The 18,418-nt window shown below is 39.8% G+C and carries 16 protein-coding genes; 11 read left to right on the top strand and 5 right to left on the bottom strand.

All coding sequences use genetic code 11. From position 1 onward, the window contains the following. Positions 1-51: 51 nt before the first annotated feature. Together FTT91_RS01920 and yccS are read right to left on the bottom strand one after the other, a co-directional pair. On the bottom strand, positions 52-612 hold the full coding sequence (locus FTT91_RS01920) for a YcxB family protein (RefSeq protein ID WP_004977388.1): 561 nt from the start codon (positions 610-612) through the stop codon (positions 52-54). A 147-nt stretch (positions 613-759) separates the two neighbouring features. Continuing rightward, on the bottom strand, positions 760-2,934 hold the full coding sequence (gene yccS / locus FTT91_RS01915; protein ID WP_180005964.1) for a YccS family putative transporter: 2,175 nt from the start codon (positions 2,932-2,934) through the stop codon (positions 760-762). 251 nt (positions 2,935-3,185) lie between these two features. Here yccS and FTT91_RS01910 point away from each other — a divergent pair, with 251 nt between their 5' ends. The 3 genes from FTT91_RS01910 (at position 3,186) to gltS (ending at position 7,963) form a co-directional block, all read left to right on the top strand. Then, positions 3,186-4,370 carry a multidrug effflux MFS transporter gene (locus tag FTT91_RS01910; protein WP_131261542.1) on the top strand — a complete coding sequence of 395 codons (1,185 nt, stop codon included), beginning with the start codon at positions 3,186-3,188 and terminating at the stop codon, positions 4,368-4,370. A 400-nt stretch (positions 4,371-4,770) separates the two neighbouring features. Continuing rightward, on the top strand, positions 4,771-6,105 hold the full coding sequence (locus FTT91_RS01905) for a DcaP family trimeric outer membrane transporter (protein WP_180168866.1): 1,335 nt from the start codon (positions 4,771-4,773) through the stop codon (positions 6,103-6,105). A gap of 616 nt (positions 6,106-6,721) precedes the next feature. Further along, positions 6,722-7,963, top strand: a complete 1,242-nt coding sequence (gltS, locus tag FTT91_RS01900) for a sodium/glutamate symporter (RefSeq protein ID WP_026438165.1) — start codon at positions 6,722-6,724, stop codon at positions 7,961-7,963. A gap of 91 nt (positions 7,964-8,054) precedes the next feature. Here gltS and chrA read toward each other — a convergent pair whose 3' ends face one another. Further along, positions 8,055-9,281 carry a chromate efflux transporter gene (chrA, locus tag FTT91_RS01895; RefSeq protein WP_180168865.1) on the bottom strand — a complete coding sequence of 409 codons (1,227 nt, stop codon included), beginning with the start codon at positions 9,279-9,281 and terminating at the stop codon, positions 8,055-8,057. Between the two features lie 234 nt (positions 9,282-9,515). On the opposite strand from chrA, the gene FTT91_RS01890 reads away from it, so the two are divergent. The 3 genes from FTT91_RS01890 to FTT91_RS01880 all read left to right on the top strand — a co-directional run bounded on the left by FTT91_RS01890 (position 9,516) and on the right by FTT91_RS01880 (position 11,932). Next, a complete protein-coding gene (locus FTT91_RS01890; protein ID WP_218951984.1) occupies positions 9,516-10,526 on the top strand; it encodes a patatin-like phospholipase family protein in 1,011 nt (336 codons plus the stop codon). 355 nt (positions 10,527-10,881) lie between these two features. Next, positions 10,882-11,052 (top strand): hypothetical protein, encoded by a 171-nt coding sequence (locus tag FTT91_RS01885; protein ID WP_004977313.1) that lies wholly within the window; start codon positions 10,882-10,884, stop codon positions 11,050-11,052. Between the two features lie 358 nt (positions 11,053-11,410). Continuing rightward, positions 11,411-11,932: an acyl-CoA thioesterase gene (locus FTT91_RS01880; protein WP_004977311.1), complete on the top strand. Its 522-nt coding sequence runs from the start codon at positions 11,411-11,413 to the stop codon at positions 11,930-11,932. Between the two features lie 184 nt (positions 11,933-12,116). On the opposite strand, the gene FTT91_RS01875 is transcribed toward FTT91_RS01880, so the two are convergent. Beyond that, the gene (locus tag FTT91_RS01875; RefSeq protein ID WP_004977309.1) at positions 12,117-12,329 is read right to left on the bottom strand and encodes a hypothetical protein; all 213 of its coding nucleotides are present in this window, start codon (positions 12,327-12,329) and stop codon (positions 12,117-12,119) included. A gap of 521 nt (positions 12,330-12,850) precedes the next feature. Between FTT91_RS01875 and FTT91_RS01870 the strand changes: the two genes are divergently transcribed. The 4 genes from FTT91_RS01870 (at position 12,851) to FTT91_RS01855 (ending at position 16,899) form a co-directional block, all read left to right on the top strand. Beyond that, a complete protein-coding gene (locus FTT91_RS01870) occupies positions 12,851-13,873 on the top strand; it encodes a GTP-binding protein (RefSeq protein WP_180168864.1) in 1,023 nt (340 codons plus the stop codon). Between the two features lie 92 nt (positions 13,874-13,965). Further along, positions 13,966-14,496: a YaeQ family protein gene (locus tag FTT91_RS01865; protein ID WP_004977306.1), complete on the top strand. Its 531-nt coding sequence runs from the start codon at positions 13,966-13,968 to the stop codon at positions 14,494-14,496. A 58-nt stretch (positions 14,497-14,554) separates the two neighbouring features. After that, positions 14,555-14,896: an FKBP-type peptidyl-prolyl cis-trans isomerase gene (locus tag FTT91_RS01860; protein WP_004977304.1), complete on the top strand. Its 342-nt coding sequence runs from the start codon at positions 14,555-14,557 to the stop codon at positions 14,894-14,896. 161 nt (positions 14,897-15,057) lie between these two features. Then, entirely contained in the window at positions 15,058-16,899 is a 1,842-nt protein-coding gene (locus tag FTT91_RS01855) for a diguanylate cyclase domain-containing protein (protein ID WP_373686097.1), read from the top strand. 24 nt (positions 16,900-16,923) lie between these two features. Here the strand turns inward: FTT91_RS01855 and FTT91_RS01850 are convergent, their stop codons facing one another. After that, positions 16,924-17,244 (bottom strand): co-chaperone YbbN, encoded by a 321-nt coding sequence (locus tag FTT91_RS01850; protein WP_004977299.1) that lies wholly within the window; start codon positions 17,242-17,244, stop codon positions 16,924-16,926. A gap of 152 nt (positions 17,245-17,396) precedes the next feature. Between FTT91_RS01850 and FTT91_RS01845 the strand changes: the two genes are divergently transcribed. Beyond that, positions 17,397-18,389: an NAD(P)H-quinone oxidoreductase gene (locus FTT91_RS01845; RefSeq protein ID WP_178318175.1), complete on the top strand. Its 993-nt coding sequence runs from the start codon at positions 17,397-17,399 to the stop codon at positions 18,387-18,389. Positions 18,390-18,418: the final 29 nt, after the last annotated feature.

Here is an 18,418-nt window from a genome sequence, read left to right as displayed (position 1 = left end):
AAAAAAAACCTCCATCACAGGGGATAGAGGTTTATTTTTAGATCGGGATATTTAGATTTGCTTGGCTTCGCCTGCAGCTTCAGTCAAATGCTTGCGAATGGTGTTGAACGAAAAGTTCTTGCTGTCCATGCGCTTAGGCAGAATATAAGCACCTTGCTGACCTTTTACTTTGAAGTTCATCAAGATAAACTCAGGGGTATTGTACCATTCATACACATCTTTCCAGCCAATTGCACCCACGCCTTCTTGAGCGCCCATTTGCTGACGCATCACGATACCGTGCGGCTGTACGCCTAAACGAATCCCTTTAATTTCTTGAACAGGAAATTCATTCATTTTTCGCTTAACGTACCATTCCAAGCCGTATTTACGCACGAGCAGGTAGAGCACCACACAGACAATGGCAACCCAGCAGAAAATTGTCGAATAATTTTTTAATAGCAGAATGCCTAAAATGGAAAGGGCAACAATCACACCCATAATAATCCATGCTTTCATGCCAATTTTATTGGTACTGCGCCAAATTACCAGTTGTGCGTGACGTTGTTCTTCTTCAGAAACTTCGTAGATCACAGGCTGTAGGGTATAGGCGTATAAACTTTTCGCGGTCATAGTGAAACTAACAAATTTAAAACTATAAAAAGTTTAGCATTAATTGCTGTCATGCAGTGAGTATATTGTCGCAAAATCATGCTAAGGTCGGTGAATACTTGTGCAGCTTAGGGCGAATAAGTAGGCACTGACCGTTTGCAGGATTGTTTATAAAGACGCCAGTTCCGTTGCATCTTGATCATGTTCGTGGCTTAAACTTTGTTTTAAGCGACTTAATTGCTGCAAGATACTCATCATCAAAGATAATTGCTGCAAAATAATCAATGATTTTTGATCTTCTTCTTTGTTTTGGCTTAAACGCTGACGAATGGTTTGCAGCATGTTTTGTGCGCTTAAATCTGGCGTTTCATCTTTCAGTAAAGCACCTTGAATATCGTCCATCGCTTGATCGAGCAGTTGCAAGACTTCCTGATCATCAATTTTGTCACGATGTGCACCAAGTGCAGCAATATAGCTAATAAAGGTGTGATTTAGACACAAGAACTCAAAGGCTTGAGCTTTTTGATTGGGGTCAAAATCAGGTTCGGTGGCGAGTGTTGAAATCAGTGAAGCAACTTCTGCATCGGTATTGTGAGCAGCACGGCGTACCACACGGTAATTCAAGCCGTTATTGCGTCCATTTTTATATTGTTCAATCACTTCTGCTAAATAGCCACATTGCGCGGTGAGTGAGCGGCGAATCGTGCGTGATAAACGGCGGAATTTCCAGTCGGGGAAGATAAAACTCACGCCAAACCATGCTAGCGCACAACCAATTAAGGTATCGACCATACGAGGTACGGCTGCGGCATAGCCCAAACCTTCTAGGTTAAAGTTCATCAGCGCCAAAATGGTCATAAAGGCAGTGGCTTGTGCATATTGTTTACTGCGCAATTCAAAGAACAACATGCCACTAATCACTAAAACCAGTAATTGCCCTTCAACGGACGGTACAAAATATAAAATGGTGTAGCCGACTACAATCCCTGCTAACGTCCCAATAATACGCAAACGTAAACGCCGTTTGGTGGTGTTAAAGTTAGGCTGCATCACAAACAGGGCGGTCAGTAAAATCCAGTAGCCATATTGAATGTTGGTGACTTGCACAAAAATATAGCCAATCAACAGCACAATCGACAAACGAATGGCGTGGCGGAACAAAACCGATTCGGGGGTTAAATGCTGCTTAATCCGAATGACAATATCATCCCAACTTTTTAAGTCATCATCTTTCAGTTGCTGTTCAATATGTTTGGATTTATCCAGTTTAATATTACGTTCGGTTTCAAGGTTACGCAGTTGAGCATCAATTGATTTCAGGTTTTGGTATAAGGCAAACAGTGCATTAATCCAGACTTGGTCATATTGCTGTTCACTGCGCAGTTTTTCTAAAGACTGTTTAAGATTTTCAAAAGCATGTTTAAAACGCTTGTTATGCACATAAGGTTTACGATGCAAAATGCTTTCGCTTAAATCTTTACAGGCTTTGCCTTGAATCGACAAAATACGCTGGAAGCGAAATAAAATATCGCTGTGCTGAAATATTTTCGCCAGTTTTTGATAATCAATATGTGCAGAGTCGGCACGTTCGTGAATGTCTTGTGCGACAAAATAATATTGTAAGCTGCGTCGGGTATCTTTTTGCCCACGGTCGCCTTTTAAACGGGTCAGTAAAGCGGTTTTTAAGTCGTTAAAAATCGCAATTAATTTGCCATTTTCAAGTGATAAATCAATGATACTTTGTTGATAACTCGGTGCAGTCATATCCACATCAAATAGATTTGATTTGGCAAATAAAAAATCACCCAAAGAAGAATAACTGAGTGAAAGTTTGTCTTGTAAGGCACGAACAGGGAACAGTAAAAAGCTGATGGTCGAAATTAAGCCGTACCAAATTGCGCCCGAAACCAAAAGCAGCGGCTGCATGTACCAGTCATCAAATAGGTTGACGCCAAGCATGGAATAGACTGACACCACCAAACAGCCATAAGAAATGGTGGCATAACGTCGTCCGAGCGAACCGAGCAAAATTAAGACAATACACGACAGGATTAAGCCTGTAGCAAATAAAATAGGATGCGGAAATAAAAACTGAATTGATGTGGCGGTAACAAAGAAACCAATATAAGTATAGAGCTGATTGACAATACGCACCGAAAAACGGTCATCAATATCACTCAAACCTGCGGCAAGCACACCTAAAGTTAAAGGAATAGTGGCAAGCTGCATCCCCATAAAATAGGGAACAAAAGCAGTTCCCGCAAATGCAATGAGCATGCGGATGTTATACATAAATGTGGTGTTATAGGTCGCTTGTTTGAGCTTTATCAGCCAAGGTTTCAACATCATTCCTTTAAGTAAACTTTTCTGTCTAAACAGAGATTTATGCTGCAAGATGAAGGTTTGCGTACATTGTAACTGTAGATGAGATGTTTAGAGTACCTAATATGTGAAAATTCATCTTTGATCACAACAAATCATACTATGGAGCGTGTAAGCTTGTCTGTACATCTGTCATTTCATCATAAAATATGAGCATATCGAAAACGCTGCCAAGTTCAAGCAGTACGCCACCATCTAGGCAACAACCCAACATGCGGCAATATTCGACTGCGTGGATTTTATTGTTGGCGTTATTGACTTCGCTTGGACCTTTATCGATTGATATGTATTTGCCTGCCTTGCCCGTTATGGCAAGCGAGTTTGGCGTATCGACCCAAATGGTCGCAAACAGTTTGCCTGCCTACTTTTTAGGTTTGGCATTGGGTCAACTGATTTACGGGCCGCTGAGTGATCGGATTGGACGTAAGCCGCCTTTATATTTTGGCTTGGCACTATTTTCACTCGCCAGTATGTTGTGTGTGTTTGCACAAAATGAATGGGGACTGATTGCTGCACGTATTTTGCAGGCTTTGGGTGGCTGTGTGGGTGTGGTAATTGCACGAGCAGCTATTCGTGATCGCTTGGATTTGCAAACATCCGCTCAAGCTTTTTCGAGCATGATGATTGTGATGACCATTGCGCCCATTATTGCACCTACGCTGGGCGCATGGGTACTTAGATGGATGAATTGGCAAGCTATTTTTGTAGTGCTGACCTGCGTTGGAATTATTTGCTGTTTATGTGTGCACTTCTTTTTTAAAGAAACTTTGGCGAAAGAACGTCGTTTAAATTTGAACTTTCAGCAAGTACTGACCTTATATTTTGCCATTTTAAAAGATCGTGATTTTCGTTTTCCAATGTTGGCAGGCTGTCTGACTGGTGGAGCATTGTTTTGCTATATCAGCGGTTCAAGTGCAGTCATGATGGATCAATATGGCTTGAGTGAAACAGCTTTTGCTTATGTGTTTGGTGCCAATGCGATTGGTATTATGCTGTTTTCGACCTTGAATAAAAAAATCAGTGGCAAATTGGGTGTGTTACAACGCTTAAAATTGGGCAGCATGATTCAACTGAGTGGTGCGGTCATTCTACTGCTTGCAGGTAGTTTGGGGTATGCACCTTTGGCATTGGTGATGGTCGGTTTATTTCTTGCCGTGTCTGGGATTGGTTTTACAGGCCCGAATGCCATGGCACTAGCTATGGCAAAACAAGGCGCACGTGCAGGAACAGCCAGTGCGGTCATGGGCAGTGTGCAATTCTTTTGTGGCTTGATTGGTGGAGTGTTACTCAACTTTTTAACAGGCAGTGCTTTGCTGAATATGGCTGTATTAATGCTGCTATTTATTGGGTTTGGGATGTTTGCCGTTTTTCATATTTTGCAACCTCAATCAGATTGAGTTGGGGTCAATACTTTTTCAAATGGTGATTTTTTTCGAAAAAATCGGGCTTTTTAACAGAACTGAAATATATACAATAGTCTAATGGTGGTGTAAATACTTGAATAATCAACCTATTTAAGGTGTTGAATTTTATATGGTTTAATTGTTTGAATCTGTAATTATGATTAATTGTGATTTCTTATTCGGGAAAACTGATTTTAATAAACGTCATAACTTGATAGATTGAAGCCTGTAATAAATGACACAAATTGTAATATTTTAAATATTTGGGTGTCTTGGACTATTTGGCAAAAGTGTTTTGATTTTTAAGCCATTTTTATAATTCGATGTGAAATCGATAGATGACGAACAAAATCATCATGCACGGATGCAGCGTTGTTTTATTTTGGAGAGATAAATGAGTCAATTACTCAACGGTCAATTTATGATCAAAGGTTTAGCTATCGCCGTTACAACATTAATGGTAGGTACTGCACACGCAGCAAAAACTGAGCAACAACAAATTCAAGAACTTCGTCAAGAAGTTGAAGCGTTAAAATCATTAATTCAGCAACAACAGCAAGTACAACAACAACAGCAAACTCAAATTGCCCAAGTACAACAGGCGAAGCCTGCTGCACCTGCAACTGCATTAAGCAGTTTAAAGTCTAAATCTGGTGCAGATGTTTCTATTTATGGTTTTGTACGTGGTGATGCAAACTATATTATTAAAGGTGCTGATAATGACTTTAACTCGGCAAGTACGAGTAAAGAAGAAGCAAGTGACAAATTACGTGCTACTGCCAAAGTAACTCGTTTAGGTTTAGACTTTAATACACCTGTTGGTGACAACAAAGTAGGTGGTAAAGTTGAGGTTGACTTTGCGAGTGCCGCAGAGAATTTACGTATTCGCCATGCTTATTTAACTTTAAATAATTGGTTATTCGGTCAAACTACATCGAACTTCTTGTCTAATCATGCACCAGAAATGATCGACTTTAATACAAATATTGGTGGTGGTACAGCACGTGTACCGCAAGTTCGTTACAACTATAAATTAGCCCCTGCAACACAATTATTTGTTTCTGCCGAAGAAGGTAATAGTGCAGCAACTGAACTGAAAGTTACAGAAGAAAAAATTAGAAATGATTTGGGTGTTGTAACTGAAACTAAAGTTAAGAGAGAAAATGTTTCATCAAATGTGACCTATCGTGCCCCAGTAATTACTGCTAAATTGGTTCAAGGCTTTGCGGAAGGTAAAGGCTCAGCTTCTGCACGTGCATTAGTAGAACACTATAAAGCTACTTCTGGTGATGATAAAACAGGGTGGGGTGCAGCTGTAGGTGCGAATTATCAAGTTGCTGAGCCACTTAAAGTTTCAGCTGATGTATCTTATGTACAAGGCAACAGCAACTATTTATATGGCAGTAACTCAGCATTCTTCGTAGATGCAGATGGTGACATTCAGCAAAATGAAGCGATTGGTGTACAAGTGGGCGCAACTTATAAGTTCTCACCACAACTACGTTCAACTCTAGCTTATGGTGCACTATTTGCAGATGATGGTACAGACTATGCACGTTTAAACACTGGTGCTAACGAGAAAGTACAACAAGCATGGATCAACTTTATCTATTCACCTGTAAAACCAGTTGATTTAGGTATCGAGTATCTAAATGGTGAACGTGAAACATTTGCTGGTGAAAAATTCAGTGATGATCGTGTAGGCTTTATGGCACGTTATAGCTTCTAAGTTTTAGTACTTTTAGCGAAACCAAAACAGAGCTTAATATTAAGCTCTGTTTTTTTTATTTTGAAAATTTATGTTATTCACTCAATAACTTAAATTTTATCTGGTTTAAAGGAATATTGTAACTTTCTCTTATAGCAGAACACAATCATTAAAATTTTTAGAAAAAACCGAAGAAAATAGCAGCTTTTTGTCAAAAAAAATGCATAATGATCGACCTTTAATCTTGCTGTTTTTTGTCAAGTGGTTGAATATCTTTATCGGAAGGTATTTATCTACCTCAGATATTTTGGAGCTTATATGAGATTACCTCTCAGTGTTAAGCCGATTCAGTTGTTTGCACTCGAAGTCACCCCGAAAGTGAAAATGCTGTCTTTTGTCTTTCTTTTCTTCTGTTCTAGGCAAACGCAGATGATAACGCTTGAGTGAAACCAAAGGATGGGTTGGCTTAGCGAAATGCATACCTCTTAAACTTCGGTCAAATACGATACTGTTTACATACTTTGTATTGCGGCATTTTTTAGTTGATTTAGAGTCATAGTGATGCAAATGCTTTGGTTTGCATAGACAGCTCTTCATCGTATTAAAAACAATCTGCAATCACTATATGGATATTGCCATGGAATTTACTTTTAACGCGTTTTATACGCTGATTGCTGCGGTCATCGTCCTGCTCTTAGGGCGACTTTTAGTCAATAAAATTGATTTTTTAAAACGCTATAATATTCCTGAACCTGTTGCAGGTGGTTTGGTTGCCGCTATTGTTTCATTGTTGGTGAATCAATTTTGGGGTTATAGCATTACCACCAGTAGCGCATTGCAAACTAGCTTTATGCTTATTTTCTTCGCCTCGATTGGTTTAAGCGCGAACTTCACAAAATTGCGTCAGGGCGGAATCGGTTTAATTATTTTCTTGATTGCAATTTCCACATTTATTGTGTTGCAAAACATTGTCGGCATTAGTCTTGCAACATTGTTAGGTATTGATCCACTAATTGGTTTAATTGCAGGATCGATTACTTTAACTGGCGGTCATGGTACAGCAGGTGCGTGGGGTGAAATTTTAGAAACCCAATATGGTATTCAAGGTGCTTTGGCACTGGGCATGGCAAGTGCGACCTTTGGTTTAATTATTGGTGGTTTAATTGGTGGTCCACTGGCTAAAACTTTAATCAATCGTCATCAATTGGCTGTACCACGTACCGACGAACAAATTGAAAAACGCGATAATACGCCTGCGGATCAAGATTCCAATGAGTTTATTCCATTTGAATATCCGCATCAGGTTCGTTTAATTACAGCAGATAATGCAATTACTACTTTAGGTTTATTTGCAGCGTGTTTGGCATTTGCCGAATTTATGACAGGCGCTGCCAAAGGCACGATGTTTGAATTACCAACTTTCGTTTGGGCATTGGCGGGCGGTGTGGTTCTGCGTAATGTCTTAGAAAGTATTTTTAAAGTTAATATTTTTGACCGTGCGATTGATGTGTTTGGGAATGCATCTTTATCGTTATATTTGGCGATGGCGTTGTTGTCACTCAAACTATGGCAATTGGCCGATTTGGCAGGTCCGTTGATGGTGATTTTAGGTGCGCAAGCACTCACAATGGCGTTATATGCAGCTTTTGTGACCTTCCGTCTTATGGGGAAAAACTACGATGCAGCCGTGTTGGCAGCAGGACACTGTGGTTTTGGGATGGGGGCAACGCCAACAGCAGTCGCCAATATGCAGGCCATTACCAATATGTATGGTCCATCTTATAAAGCGTTCTTGATTGTGCCGCTGTGTGGTGCATTCTTTGTCGATTTAATTAACGTTGCGGTGATTCAATCTATTCTAAAATTCTTTGGTGGCTAAGCTCCAAAGCATTCAGGCTTGATTCAGTCATCCACAAAAAATGCCAGTTCAATTGAACTGGCATTTTTATTTGATCTGTAGCATTTTTCATTTAAGCCATGAAATGCAAGAATGCTGTATAGACCAGGAAACTACCAATTAAACTGAGCCAAACAGGTAGTTTGGATTTTAATAATCCAATCACCAAAACAATAAACAGCAGATCAACAATACTCAAAATATGACGCTGTGCCATTTCGAGCACCATATACAGCAGCAAACCGACTACAGCTGCATTAATACCTGTTACCGCATGACGGATATAGGCTTGCTGCATTAACCAAGACCAATAAGGCAAGGTCGCAAATACCAAAAAGAAAGACGGCAGAAAAATCGCCAACGTGGCTAAAGTCGCATTCAGCAGCATAGATTCTGTCATTGTAATCAAACTGCCCAAATATGTTGCAAAGCTGAACAGTGGACCAGGCACCAATTGCGCTATGGCATAACCCAAATCGAACTGTTCTGCACTGACTAAGCCTGTGCTAACAAAATCTTGATGCAATAAAGGCAAAATGACATGCCCTCCGCCAAAGACCAAAGATGCGGCTTGATAGAAACTTAAATTGGCTGCATAGAGTAATTGAGGTTGCAGCCAGTTTAGACCTGACAGCACAATAAAGGGTGCAACAAAAAGTACTGCCCAAAATACAGCATAACGACGATGTTTGAGTAAATGTGCCGCAGTAAAATGAGTATCTGTCGCCGTTGTATTGGTGGATGCTGGTGCAGCAGTCGGTGCTGCGCGTTTCGCCATCCAAATGCCAAAACAAGCGGCAATCAGAATCACCAAAACTTGATTGAAGCTCAATGGCATTAGATAAATAAATAGGGCAGAAGCAAACATTAAGGCATATTGCCAAACCGTTTTACAAAAACTACGCAACATTTGCCAAAATGCCCAAGCCACCACGGCCAATACGATCAGTTGAATACTGTGAAAGCTATTTGACGACAGTACATCTAAATATTGATGTCCCAAAACTGCAACCAAAGCCATAAACAACGCTGAAGGTAGGGTGAAACCCAACCAAGCTAGGACTGCACCCCAATAGCCTTTTTGCAAATAACCAATCGCTAACCCCACCTGACTACTAGTTGGGCCAGGTAAGAGTTGTGCAAGTGCGACAATTTGTGAATACTGGGATTCATCTAGCCATTTGAGTTGTTGCACAAAACGCTGATGGAAAAACACCAAATGCGCTGCAGGCCCACCAAAAGACAGACAGCCTAATTGCAGAAAAATCCAGAATAATAAGGAATAAGAAGGTGTTGGCATATAATTTTAGACAGATTCGACTTGTGCGCCACTGTAGTCGCTAGACGTGACAGTTTAACGAATTACTACAAGGATCGGTTAAAATAATAGATAGACTATGGGCGCTCATGCAAGGTAAAAACAGAGAGCATAACTGTTGACGTTAAGAGGGTTGCTGTATCAAGTAGGCTGATCAACCTTGACACGATTGATGGTGAAATATCGACTGAAACCTATGGATTCAAGAAGGTCATTATGAAAACTGGGTATGTATCTCTTACAGCATTACTGATGGTGGGATGTCAGGTGGTGCCATCGCAGCAGCAATTTTCGACTCAAACTTTGCGTGAGTCGCAGCCCGTGGTTGAAGCAGAGTCACGCCTGAATCAAATTGATTTTCGTCAGTTAAAACAACAAAAAAAACGTCCAGTTGTCGCCTTGGTTTTGGGCAGTGGTGGCGCACGTGGTTATGCACATATTGGGGTGATTGAAGTACTTGAGCAGTACGGTATTCATCCTGATTTTATTGTGGGCAGCAGCGCAGGCAGCATTGTCGGTTCAATTTATGCCAGTGGTAAAAATGCACAGCAATTACGTGAAATTGCCATGAATATGAAAGCCAGTGATGTGCGGGATGTGACTTTAGATTTAAAAGGCTTTTTTGATGGTAAAAAAGTTGAAAATTATGTCAATGCACAAGTCGATCAACTCCGTTTGGAGCAATTTAAAATCCCGATGTACGTGGTGGCGACTGAATTAAAAGAAGGCAAAAAAGTTGTATTTAATTATGGCAATACGGGTCAAGCGGTGCGTGCGTCAGTGTCTATCCCAAGTATGTTTGTACCTACTAAAATTGCAGAACATGAATATGTCGATGGTGGTTTAGTGAGCCCTGTACCTGTCAAGGTTGCACGCGATTTAGGGGCAGATATTGTGATTGCCGTGAATATTTTGGCGCAGCCTATTCATACTGAAACCAGTAATGTGTGGGGATTGTTTAACCAAAATATTAATATTATGCAAAAGCATTTGGCCAATGAAGAATTGAAACTGGCAGATGTGGTCATTCAACCCGATTTACGTGAAAAAGCCCATATTTTTGATGTGAAAGGGCGCGAAGCGACCATGTTGGCAGGCGCAGAAGCAACTGCAGCGCAATTAAATAAAATCGATCAGGTCTATCAACAGCATCATTATGCGCATGGGCATAGAATTGTAGACTATAAAGTGAGTAATACTTTTGGGCTTTATGGACAGTTTAAATAGCTGTCCAGATCCTTCATTTAGGTCAATTCAATGAAATCAACAGATTTAACTTAAGTCTAATTAGGTGCTTGATAAAAATAACTTTAATGTTAGATTGCTTAGATTTATTCTTTGTAAGTATTTGATATTATAGTTTAAAAATAAAGATACCATAAAGATATCTAAATACTGAGATGAGGTATTTAGACTTAAAATCAATTTTTTAGCGTGTTCTTTCGCACCGTTTCCATTTATTCTATGTAGCATTTACTGAATTCGTTTTTTAAGCAGTTTACCAATTGAACATGCTTCCAAGACCGCCTAACTTTTGTGCTTCAGGACTTTAAAACTTTATAAAAAATCGAGGGGATACTTCATGCACGGCTTTGAAATTGGACAGCAGGTGAAACTTGCTACTATGGAGCAAGTTATTTTTACAGTGACGATGATTAATCCAGATGGTTCTTATGTGATTGAAGCTGCACTGAGTACCGAACAAACTTTGACTTATAGCAATGTGTCGCAGGAAATGCTGCGCTTGGTTTAAATGTCGCAGCGAAGTTTGAAAATTTACGGGGAAATTGAACTTTTTTTCGTGTAAATTCGCCGAAATTTGCTTGAATAATCCATTGAATAAAAGATTTTAGATTGTTTTTTGAACACTTGAATCAGGGGGATTCACGTAATATTCAATTTGAACAAATATTCTAAAAAATCAGAAATGGATTAAAAAATAACAGCTTGGGAGTCTTAGTCTTTAGTCTTATAATTTTAAATAAATGTTATCATAAACAATATAAATAATAATGATGCAGTTGTTGCCGAAATGAACATTCAAACTTTTATAAACGCGATATAATAATACGCTCATATCTTACTGTCTTTAAAAGAGTCTAGAGAACGCGATGTCACCATTAGATCAAATTGCCCCAGTGTTAGATGACCAGTCAGAATTAACCATGACCGTGTTAATGACACCCGACATGGCAAATTTCTCAGGGAATGTACATGGTGGAACAATTTTAAAACTATTAGACCAAGTGGCGTATGCATGTGCGAGCCGCTATTCTGGTAGTTATGTGGTGACCCTTTCGGTTGATAAAGTGAACTTTAAAGAGCCGATTCATGTGGGTGAATTGGTGACTTTCCTTGCTAGTGTGAACCATGTGGGTCGTACTTCAATGGAAATAGGGATTCGTGTAGAAGCACAAAATATTCAAAAGCGTACAGTGCGCCATACCAACAGCTGTTACTTCACTATGGTTGCAGTCGATGAAAATGGTAAACCAAAACAAATCCCTGCGTTGAAATTAGACAATGACTGGAAGCGTTGCCGTTTTGAAGCAGCAGAGCAACGTAAAGTTGCACGTTTGCAAGAAAATCATCATCCATCTTGCAGCATTTATAAGAAAACTGAACAAAACTAAGTTTTCATCAAATTTAGCTGAAAACCTGTTTGCAATTGTAGACAGGTTTTTTTGTGCCTATTTTTTAATTTTGTCCAAGGCAATATTGATTAGTTATGCAGATAAACAAAAACTGAGTAAACCGAGAGAGTGGCGGAAAACTCAGTTTTTGTATTCGATTTACATTTTTAAATGTATCTAAGTTTTAAGGCTGTTGCGTCGATGCAGCAGGGGTTTCAGTGCTTGCTTCAGATGCAGGTTGTGCAGCAGCTTGTTCTGAAGCTGGTTCAGCCACAGTTTCCTGCGTTGAAACAACCACTTTTTCCTGTTCTGTTGCTGTCGATTCAGCCTTTGCAGCAAAAGTAGTTGCAGTGGCAAAAGCAAAAGTTGAAGCGAGTAAAATTTGTGTCAATTTCATGGTTTGGCATCCTTATTTAAAGTTTTTCATGAGTAGTAGGGAGTGCTCAGCACAAGCATTAAGTAAAAAAACTTATTGCGGCTAAAGTGTTCAAGTCAGTCATCACCTGATTTGAACGGGCTGAACAGGAACTCATGCTAAAGAGCCAAAGCTATGGGATCAATGCTTGCAACAAAGCAAAACAATGACGGTTACTTGAACCGCACAATGATGATGAATAGGTCGTAGTTTGGTAATTTTTGTTTTAAATATGCAGTCAAATCCAATCAAAATGGCTGTGTTTTCCGCAATAAAATTGCGTGGTTGGCAATAAAACATAACATCAAGCGGCTAAAACTCGTGTATTTCCCCAAATAAGTTGCAGATCATCACGTAATAAATGTAAGCGAATTTTTCAAATCATGATGGTGATAGATGTGCTGAAATGAATAAATTTCAGTGTGTTTAGATTCAGATTGAACTAATCGCTAAACTTGCTTAGCATGCTTGAGTTGTTTGAAATTCAATAAAGTGAGCTTATTTTGAAATTAATTGCACCACAAAAAGCAGTCCCGACGCATATTATTTCTGGTTTTCTCGGTGCAGGAAAAACCACCTTATTGAAACAGTTACTCAGCCAAAAACCAGAACATGAAGTTTGGGCGGTGCTGATGAATGAATTTGGACAAATCGGGGTCGATCAACAACTCTTACCTCAGCAACAGGGTTATCAAGTCAAAGAATTATTGGGCGGTTGCTTATGTTGTAGCAGCCAATTGCCTATGCAAATTGCTTTGTCGCGTTTATTGTCCGAAGCGAAGCCTGACCGTTTATTCATCGAGCCGACAGGTTTGGGGCATCCTGCGCAACTCTTGGAACAACTGACCGAACCACATTGGCATACGCATTTATCGATGCGCGCCTTGGTGACGGTAGTAGATGGTTCGCGTTTGCATGATCAGGCGTGGACGCAGCAAAACCTGTATGCCGATCAGCTCAAAGCTGCACAAATTATTGTGGTGTCACATGCAGACCAAATGCAGGCGGCAGATGAGCAAGCCCTCATACAACTACAACAGGAATATCAAGCCTACGCGCAAAAATGGTTGAAAGCAGAACAGGGTCATCTGGCTTTGACCGAAATGGATATACCGTATGTCGGTACACAGCGTAAAACTCAGCCGTTGCTAAAATTGCAACAGAAGGTCAGCTCTACAAATCTGCAAGAGTCTGCAGAAATCAAACAATTGCCATATCACTATTTCGAAACTGCACAAGGATATGCAGTCGCAGGTTGGAAATTGCCTAAACGTTGGCAATTCGACTTTTATCCCTTATTAGATTTACTCTGTGAACAGCAAGATTGGCTGCGTATTAAAGGAATTTTTTATACCAATCAGGGTTGGAAAAGTTTCAACTTCAATCCGCAGCAATTTAATTATCAATCTACCGATGAAGGCATAGACAATCGGTTGGAAATTATTTATCAAAGCGAGCGTGATTGGGAAAAATTTGAGGCTGAACTATTGGCGTATCGGGTCGATGCTGCTGCGGTTCTAGACTGAAATCTATACGTTATCGGGCAAACGATACAGCAAAATCACAGAAAATCCATTATGCTTAGTGGCAAATTTAAACATAGTTTTAGGAATAGACAATGGCGCTGAAAGCGACAATTTATAAGGCAGATTTGAACATTGCCAATATGGATGTGCATCAATACGGTGACTATCAGCTCACCATGGCATTGCATCCTTCTGAAACTATTGAGCGATTGATGGTGCGTATTTTGGCATTCGCACGTTATGCAGATGAAGCTTTGGAATTTACCAAAGATTTATTTGAAACCGATGAGCCTGCTTTGTGGGAAAAAGACTTAACAGGGCAGTTAATTAAGTGGATTGAAGTCGGTTGCCCAGATGAAGACAAAGTCAAAAAAGCCAGTTCGCGTTGTAAGCAAGTTGCGATTATTGCTTATGGTTCATCGGTAGATGAATGGTACAAACGTAACAGTAAAATCAAAACTTTAAATAATGTTGAAGTGTGGCAACTATCGCCAGCGAGTACCGAAGCCGTTCAAGCTTTATGCGAACGTACCATGCAATTGCAGTTGAATGTAATGGATGGCGAATGGACATTGATTGGCGATCAGGCACAGGCTCAGATTGAGTGGACACAGTTGCAATAACACTTGCACGAGTTGGAAATTATCTTAAACATCGAAGTGTAAATATTTGGAGATGAACATGAGTGCAGAATTAGAAATTATTGATTTGGTGGTGGGTGAGGGGAAAGAAGCGGTTAAAGGCGCTTTAATTACTACGCATTACACAGGCTGGTTGGAAGATGGCACCAAGTTTGATTCATCCTTAGACCGTGGTAACTATTTTGAAACCGTGATTGGTACAGGTCGTGTCATTAAAGGCTGGGATCAAGGCATCATGGGGATGAAAGTGGGTGGTAAACGCAAACTGATCGTACCTGCGCATTTGGCTTATGGTGAGCGCAAAATGGGCAATATCATTCCTGCTAATTCTAATTTGATTTTTGAAATTGAATTGTATGATGTGAAAACACGCGATCAATAAACACCTTTCAACTTAGCCAAACCGCTAGAATTTAAGTCATTCATCCGATGCCAGTAAGGTCTAGCATAAATGACTTAATTTTTTACTTCAAATTTAGTGCAAGAACGATTAGATTAAAAAACAAGCACAATAGGACTTTTGCATTTTTGAATTTCACTCGGATGTGGCACAAGTGTGCATTACTCTTCTTAATTTTACTGTGCAGTGTACTCACACCACCGCGTGTGTTGGCGCAGTATGAGTCTGCACCTAAATCTTATTATCTACATCAAGAACTGCTGAATTCTGTTCAATTTACTGAAGATAAAACGAGTATTTTGAGTGGGCAATGGTTGTTTTATCCGCAACAATTAATTCAAGAACCCAGTGCGGTACTGGCATCGAATACCGTTGAATTGCCTGCTTCATTTGAAGATTTAATGGGCAATGCCAATACTTACGGCACTTTTATTGGGCACTTTCAAATTCCAAAAGAATTTCTAGGCAGACGTATTGCGATTTGGATTCCCAACCAATATGGCGCCTATCGGGTATTTTTAAATGGCGATCCACTGGTGCGTGTTGGCACAGTCGGTGCAGATGCGAGTAGTCACCAAACCGAAAATGCCCCACGAATTGCATATTTTGTTCCTGAAAGTGAATATTTTACCCTGACCATTCAAGCGTCTAGCTTTCAGAGCTTGCAAGGTGGTTTAAAAAATCCAATGAAAATTGGTTTAAGTCGCACCATCAATCAACAGTATCAGCGTTTGATGATGAGTATTGCCATGATTTGTGGGGCAGTACTTGGTATTGGTTTGTTTACCTTGATGTTTTCGGCATTTAGTCTTGCAAATGGTGGAAAGACCAAGCGTATTTTTATTTTCGGCATTTTTATTGTTTTTCTGGCATTACACAATTTATTTTCTGCACCCTATGCCTATACCACTTTCCTGAATTTAAGTTGGTCTTGGGGAATAAGACTCGAATATTTATTTAGTTTTTTAGCGATTTTATTTTTCCTGAGTTATATGTTTTTGCTCAGTTCGCGCTATTTGCATCGTTGGGTATTTAGCGCGGCAATGCTGTTATTGAGCTTTAATATTGGGGTGACGCTGTGGGCAGAACCCACTATTTTTCAGCAGTTGGCATTTTATAGTTCTTTTTTCTTTGTGCTGATTTTGGCAAATTTTGCTTATGGATTTTATCAAACCCTGCATTCAGGAGAGGATTATTCCAAAATTAATTTTTGGGCAGTAATTATTCTGTGTGGCACATTTATTCATGATTTTTTATTAATGCTGAATTTGGTCAATTCCATTCATTTATCTTTTATTTCGACCAGTGTTTATGCATTGCTCATCATGTTTCAGCAGGCACGAAATTATGCCTACCATAACTTACGCATTGAACGCTTGAACCAAAAACTGATTCATTTAAACAGCTCGTTAGATTTAAAAGTGCAGGAACGCACTGAACAACTCAGTCTTTTGAATGAAAAACTGGAAATACAGATTAAAACCGATGCATTAACAGGGGCATATAATCGCCGTGCATTAAATGAAGAAATTCAGCGTTTGTATTTTGAAACCTTGCAAAATAAGCGACATATTTTGGTCTTTGCGATGCTCGATGTCGATTATTTTAAAAAATACAATGATCATTATGGGCACTTAAAAGGCGATCAAATTCTGCAAAACCTAGTTAAAGTTTTACAAGATACTTTGCCTAAAAATGCGTTTGTGGCACGTTATGGGGGTGAAGAATTTGCCATTTTACTGCACGATATTCCGCAACCTGCGATTGCACCACTCATGCAAAAGGTCTTGCAGGCTGTGCGTGATGCAGCTTTTGAGCATGTAGCACGAGAAGACCATAAACAATATGTGACTTTAAGTATCGGTGTAGCGTGGATGACTCGCGCACAAGCGTATACGCACGTGGATGATTTTATGAAAGCTGCAGATGCGCATTTGTATCAAGCCAAACATGCAGGACGCGATCAGGTAGTAATTCAAACTTAATATGTTGACGCTACTCTACATGGCTTAAAGATAGCTCTGAATTTTTTGTTGAAGTTGTACGACAGAAACATTGCCCGACAGTCGTTCAACAATTTGCCCATCTTTAAAAATCAGAGTGGTCGGTAAACCAAAGACTTGATAACGCAAAGTTAAAATTGGAGATTGATCGACATTCACTTTGCCAAACTTTACCGAAGCATCAAAAAGTTGGGCAAGCTGCTCAAAAAATGGTGCATTTTGAACACAAGGCGTACACCACGTCGCATAAAAACGAATCACCGCAACGCCTGTTTCATATTCAAACTCACGGTAATTATTTTCGTTGTATTCCACAATTTCTGACATCACATACTCTTTAATCATAAATAAAAATTTAATCACGCATGAAACACCACGGCATGAGAATTATACCTAAGTTAATCTGGGTTTTAATGCTTTGCTGTTTTATGTTCAAATAGTCAGAATTCATATCAGCATCAAACAATCAGGGATTTGCCATGACACAAAACACAATGCAGCAGATTATTATCACAGAACCAGGTGGCCCAGAAAAATTAGCCTATGAAACGGTTGCAATACCTGAGCCACAAGCCAATGAGGTTTTGGTCAAAGTACATGCTTTTGGTTTGAATCGTCCTGATATTTTACAGCGTCAGGGTCTGTATCCTATGCCTAAAGGCGTGACGCCAGTGCCAGGTTTAGAAGTAGCAGGTGAAGTAGTTGCTGTGGGTGCAGATGTTAGCCAATTTAAAGTTGGTGATGCAGTGTGTGGCTTAACCAATGGTGGTGGTTATGCAGAATATTGTGTTGTACCAGAAAGCCAGACTTTGACAATTCCAACAGGTGTCAGTTTTGTACAAGCCGCTGCGATACCTGAAACGTTTTTTACTGTGTGGGCCAATGTATTCCAAATGGGCAAAGCCAAAGCAGGTGAAACGGCACTAATTCATGGCGGAACCAGTGGTATTGGTACAACTGCTTTAATGTTGTGCAAAGCCTTAGGTTTAAAAACCTTTGCAACTGTAGGTTCAGATGAAAAAGTACAGGCAATTTCACACCTCACCACAGCAATTAATTACAAGACACAAGATTTTGAACAAGTGATTAACGAAGTGACAGACAATGCTGGGGTTGATGTCATTTTAGATATTGTTGGTGCGCCGTATTTGGAACGTAATTTAAATTTATTACGTCGTGATGGTCGCTTGGTGTATATCGCATTCTTGGGTGGTGCAAAAGCCAAAGAAGTGAAACTTGGTCAAATTATGATGAAGCGTCTTACCATTACTGGTTCGACTATGCGCGCCCGCAATACTGCAGAAAAAGCTGAAATTACCAAAGGCTTGCAAGAGATTGTTTGGCCATTGTTAGCAAAAGGCGAATGTCTGCCAATGATTTATAAAACTTTCCAGTTTGATCAAATTCAACAAGCACATGCCGAAATGGATACAGGTGAGCATGTGGGCAAAGTAGTGGTGGAAGTGATTTAAAGACTCAAAATTTAAAATCAGCCCGCATA

The sequence above is a fragment of the Acinetobacter sp. YH12021 genome (assembly GCF_013420145.1).
GTDB lineage: Bacteria > Pseudomonadota > Gammaproteobacteria > Pseudomonadales > Moraxellaceae > Acinetobacter > Acinetobacter towneri.
Note: the sequence above shows the minus strand (reverse complement) of the source record. Positions and strands in the feature narration are given on the sequence as shown.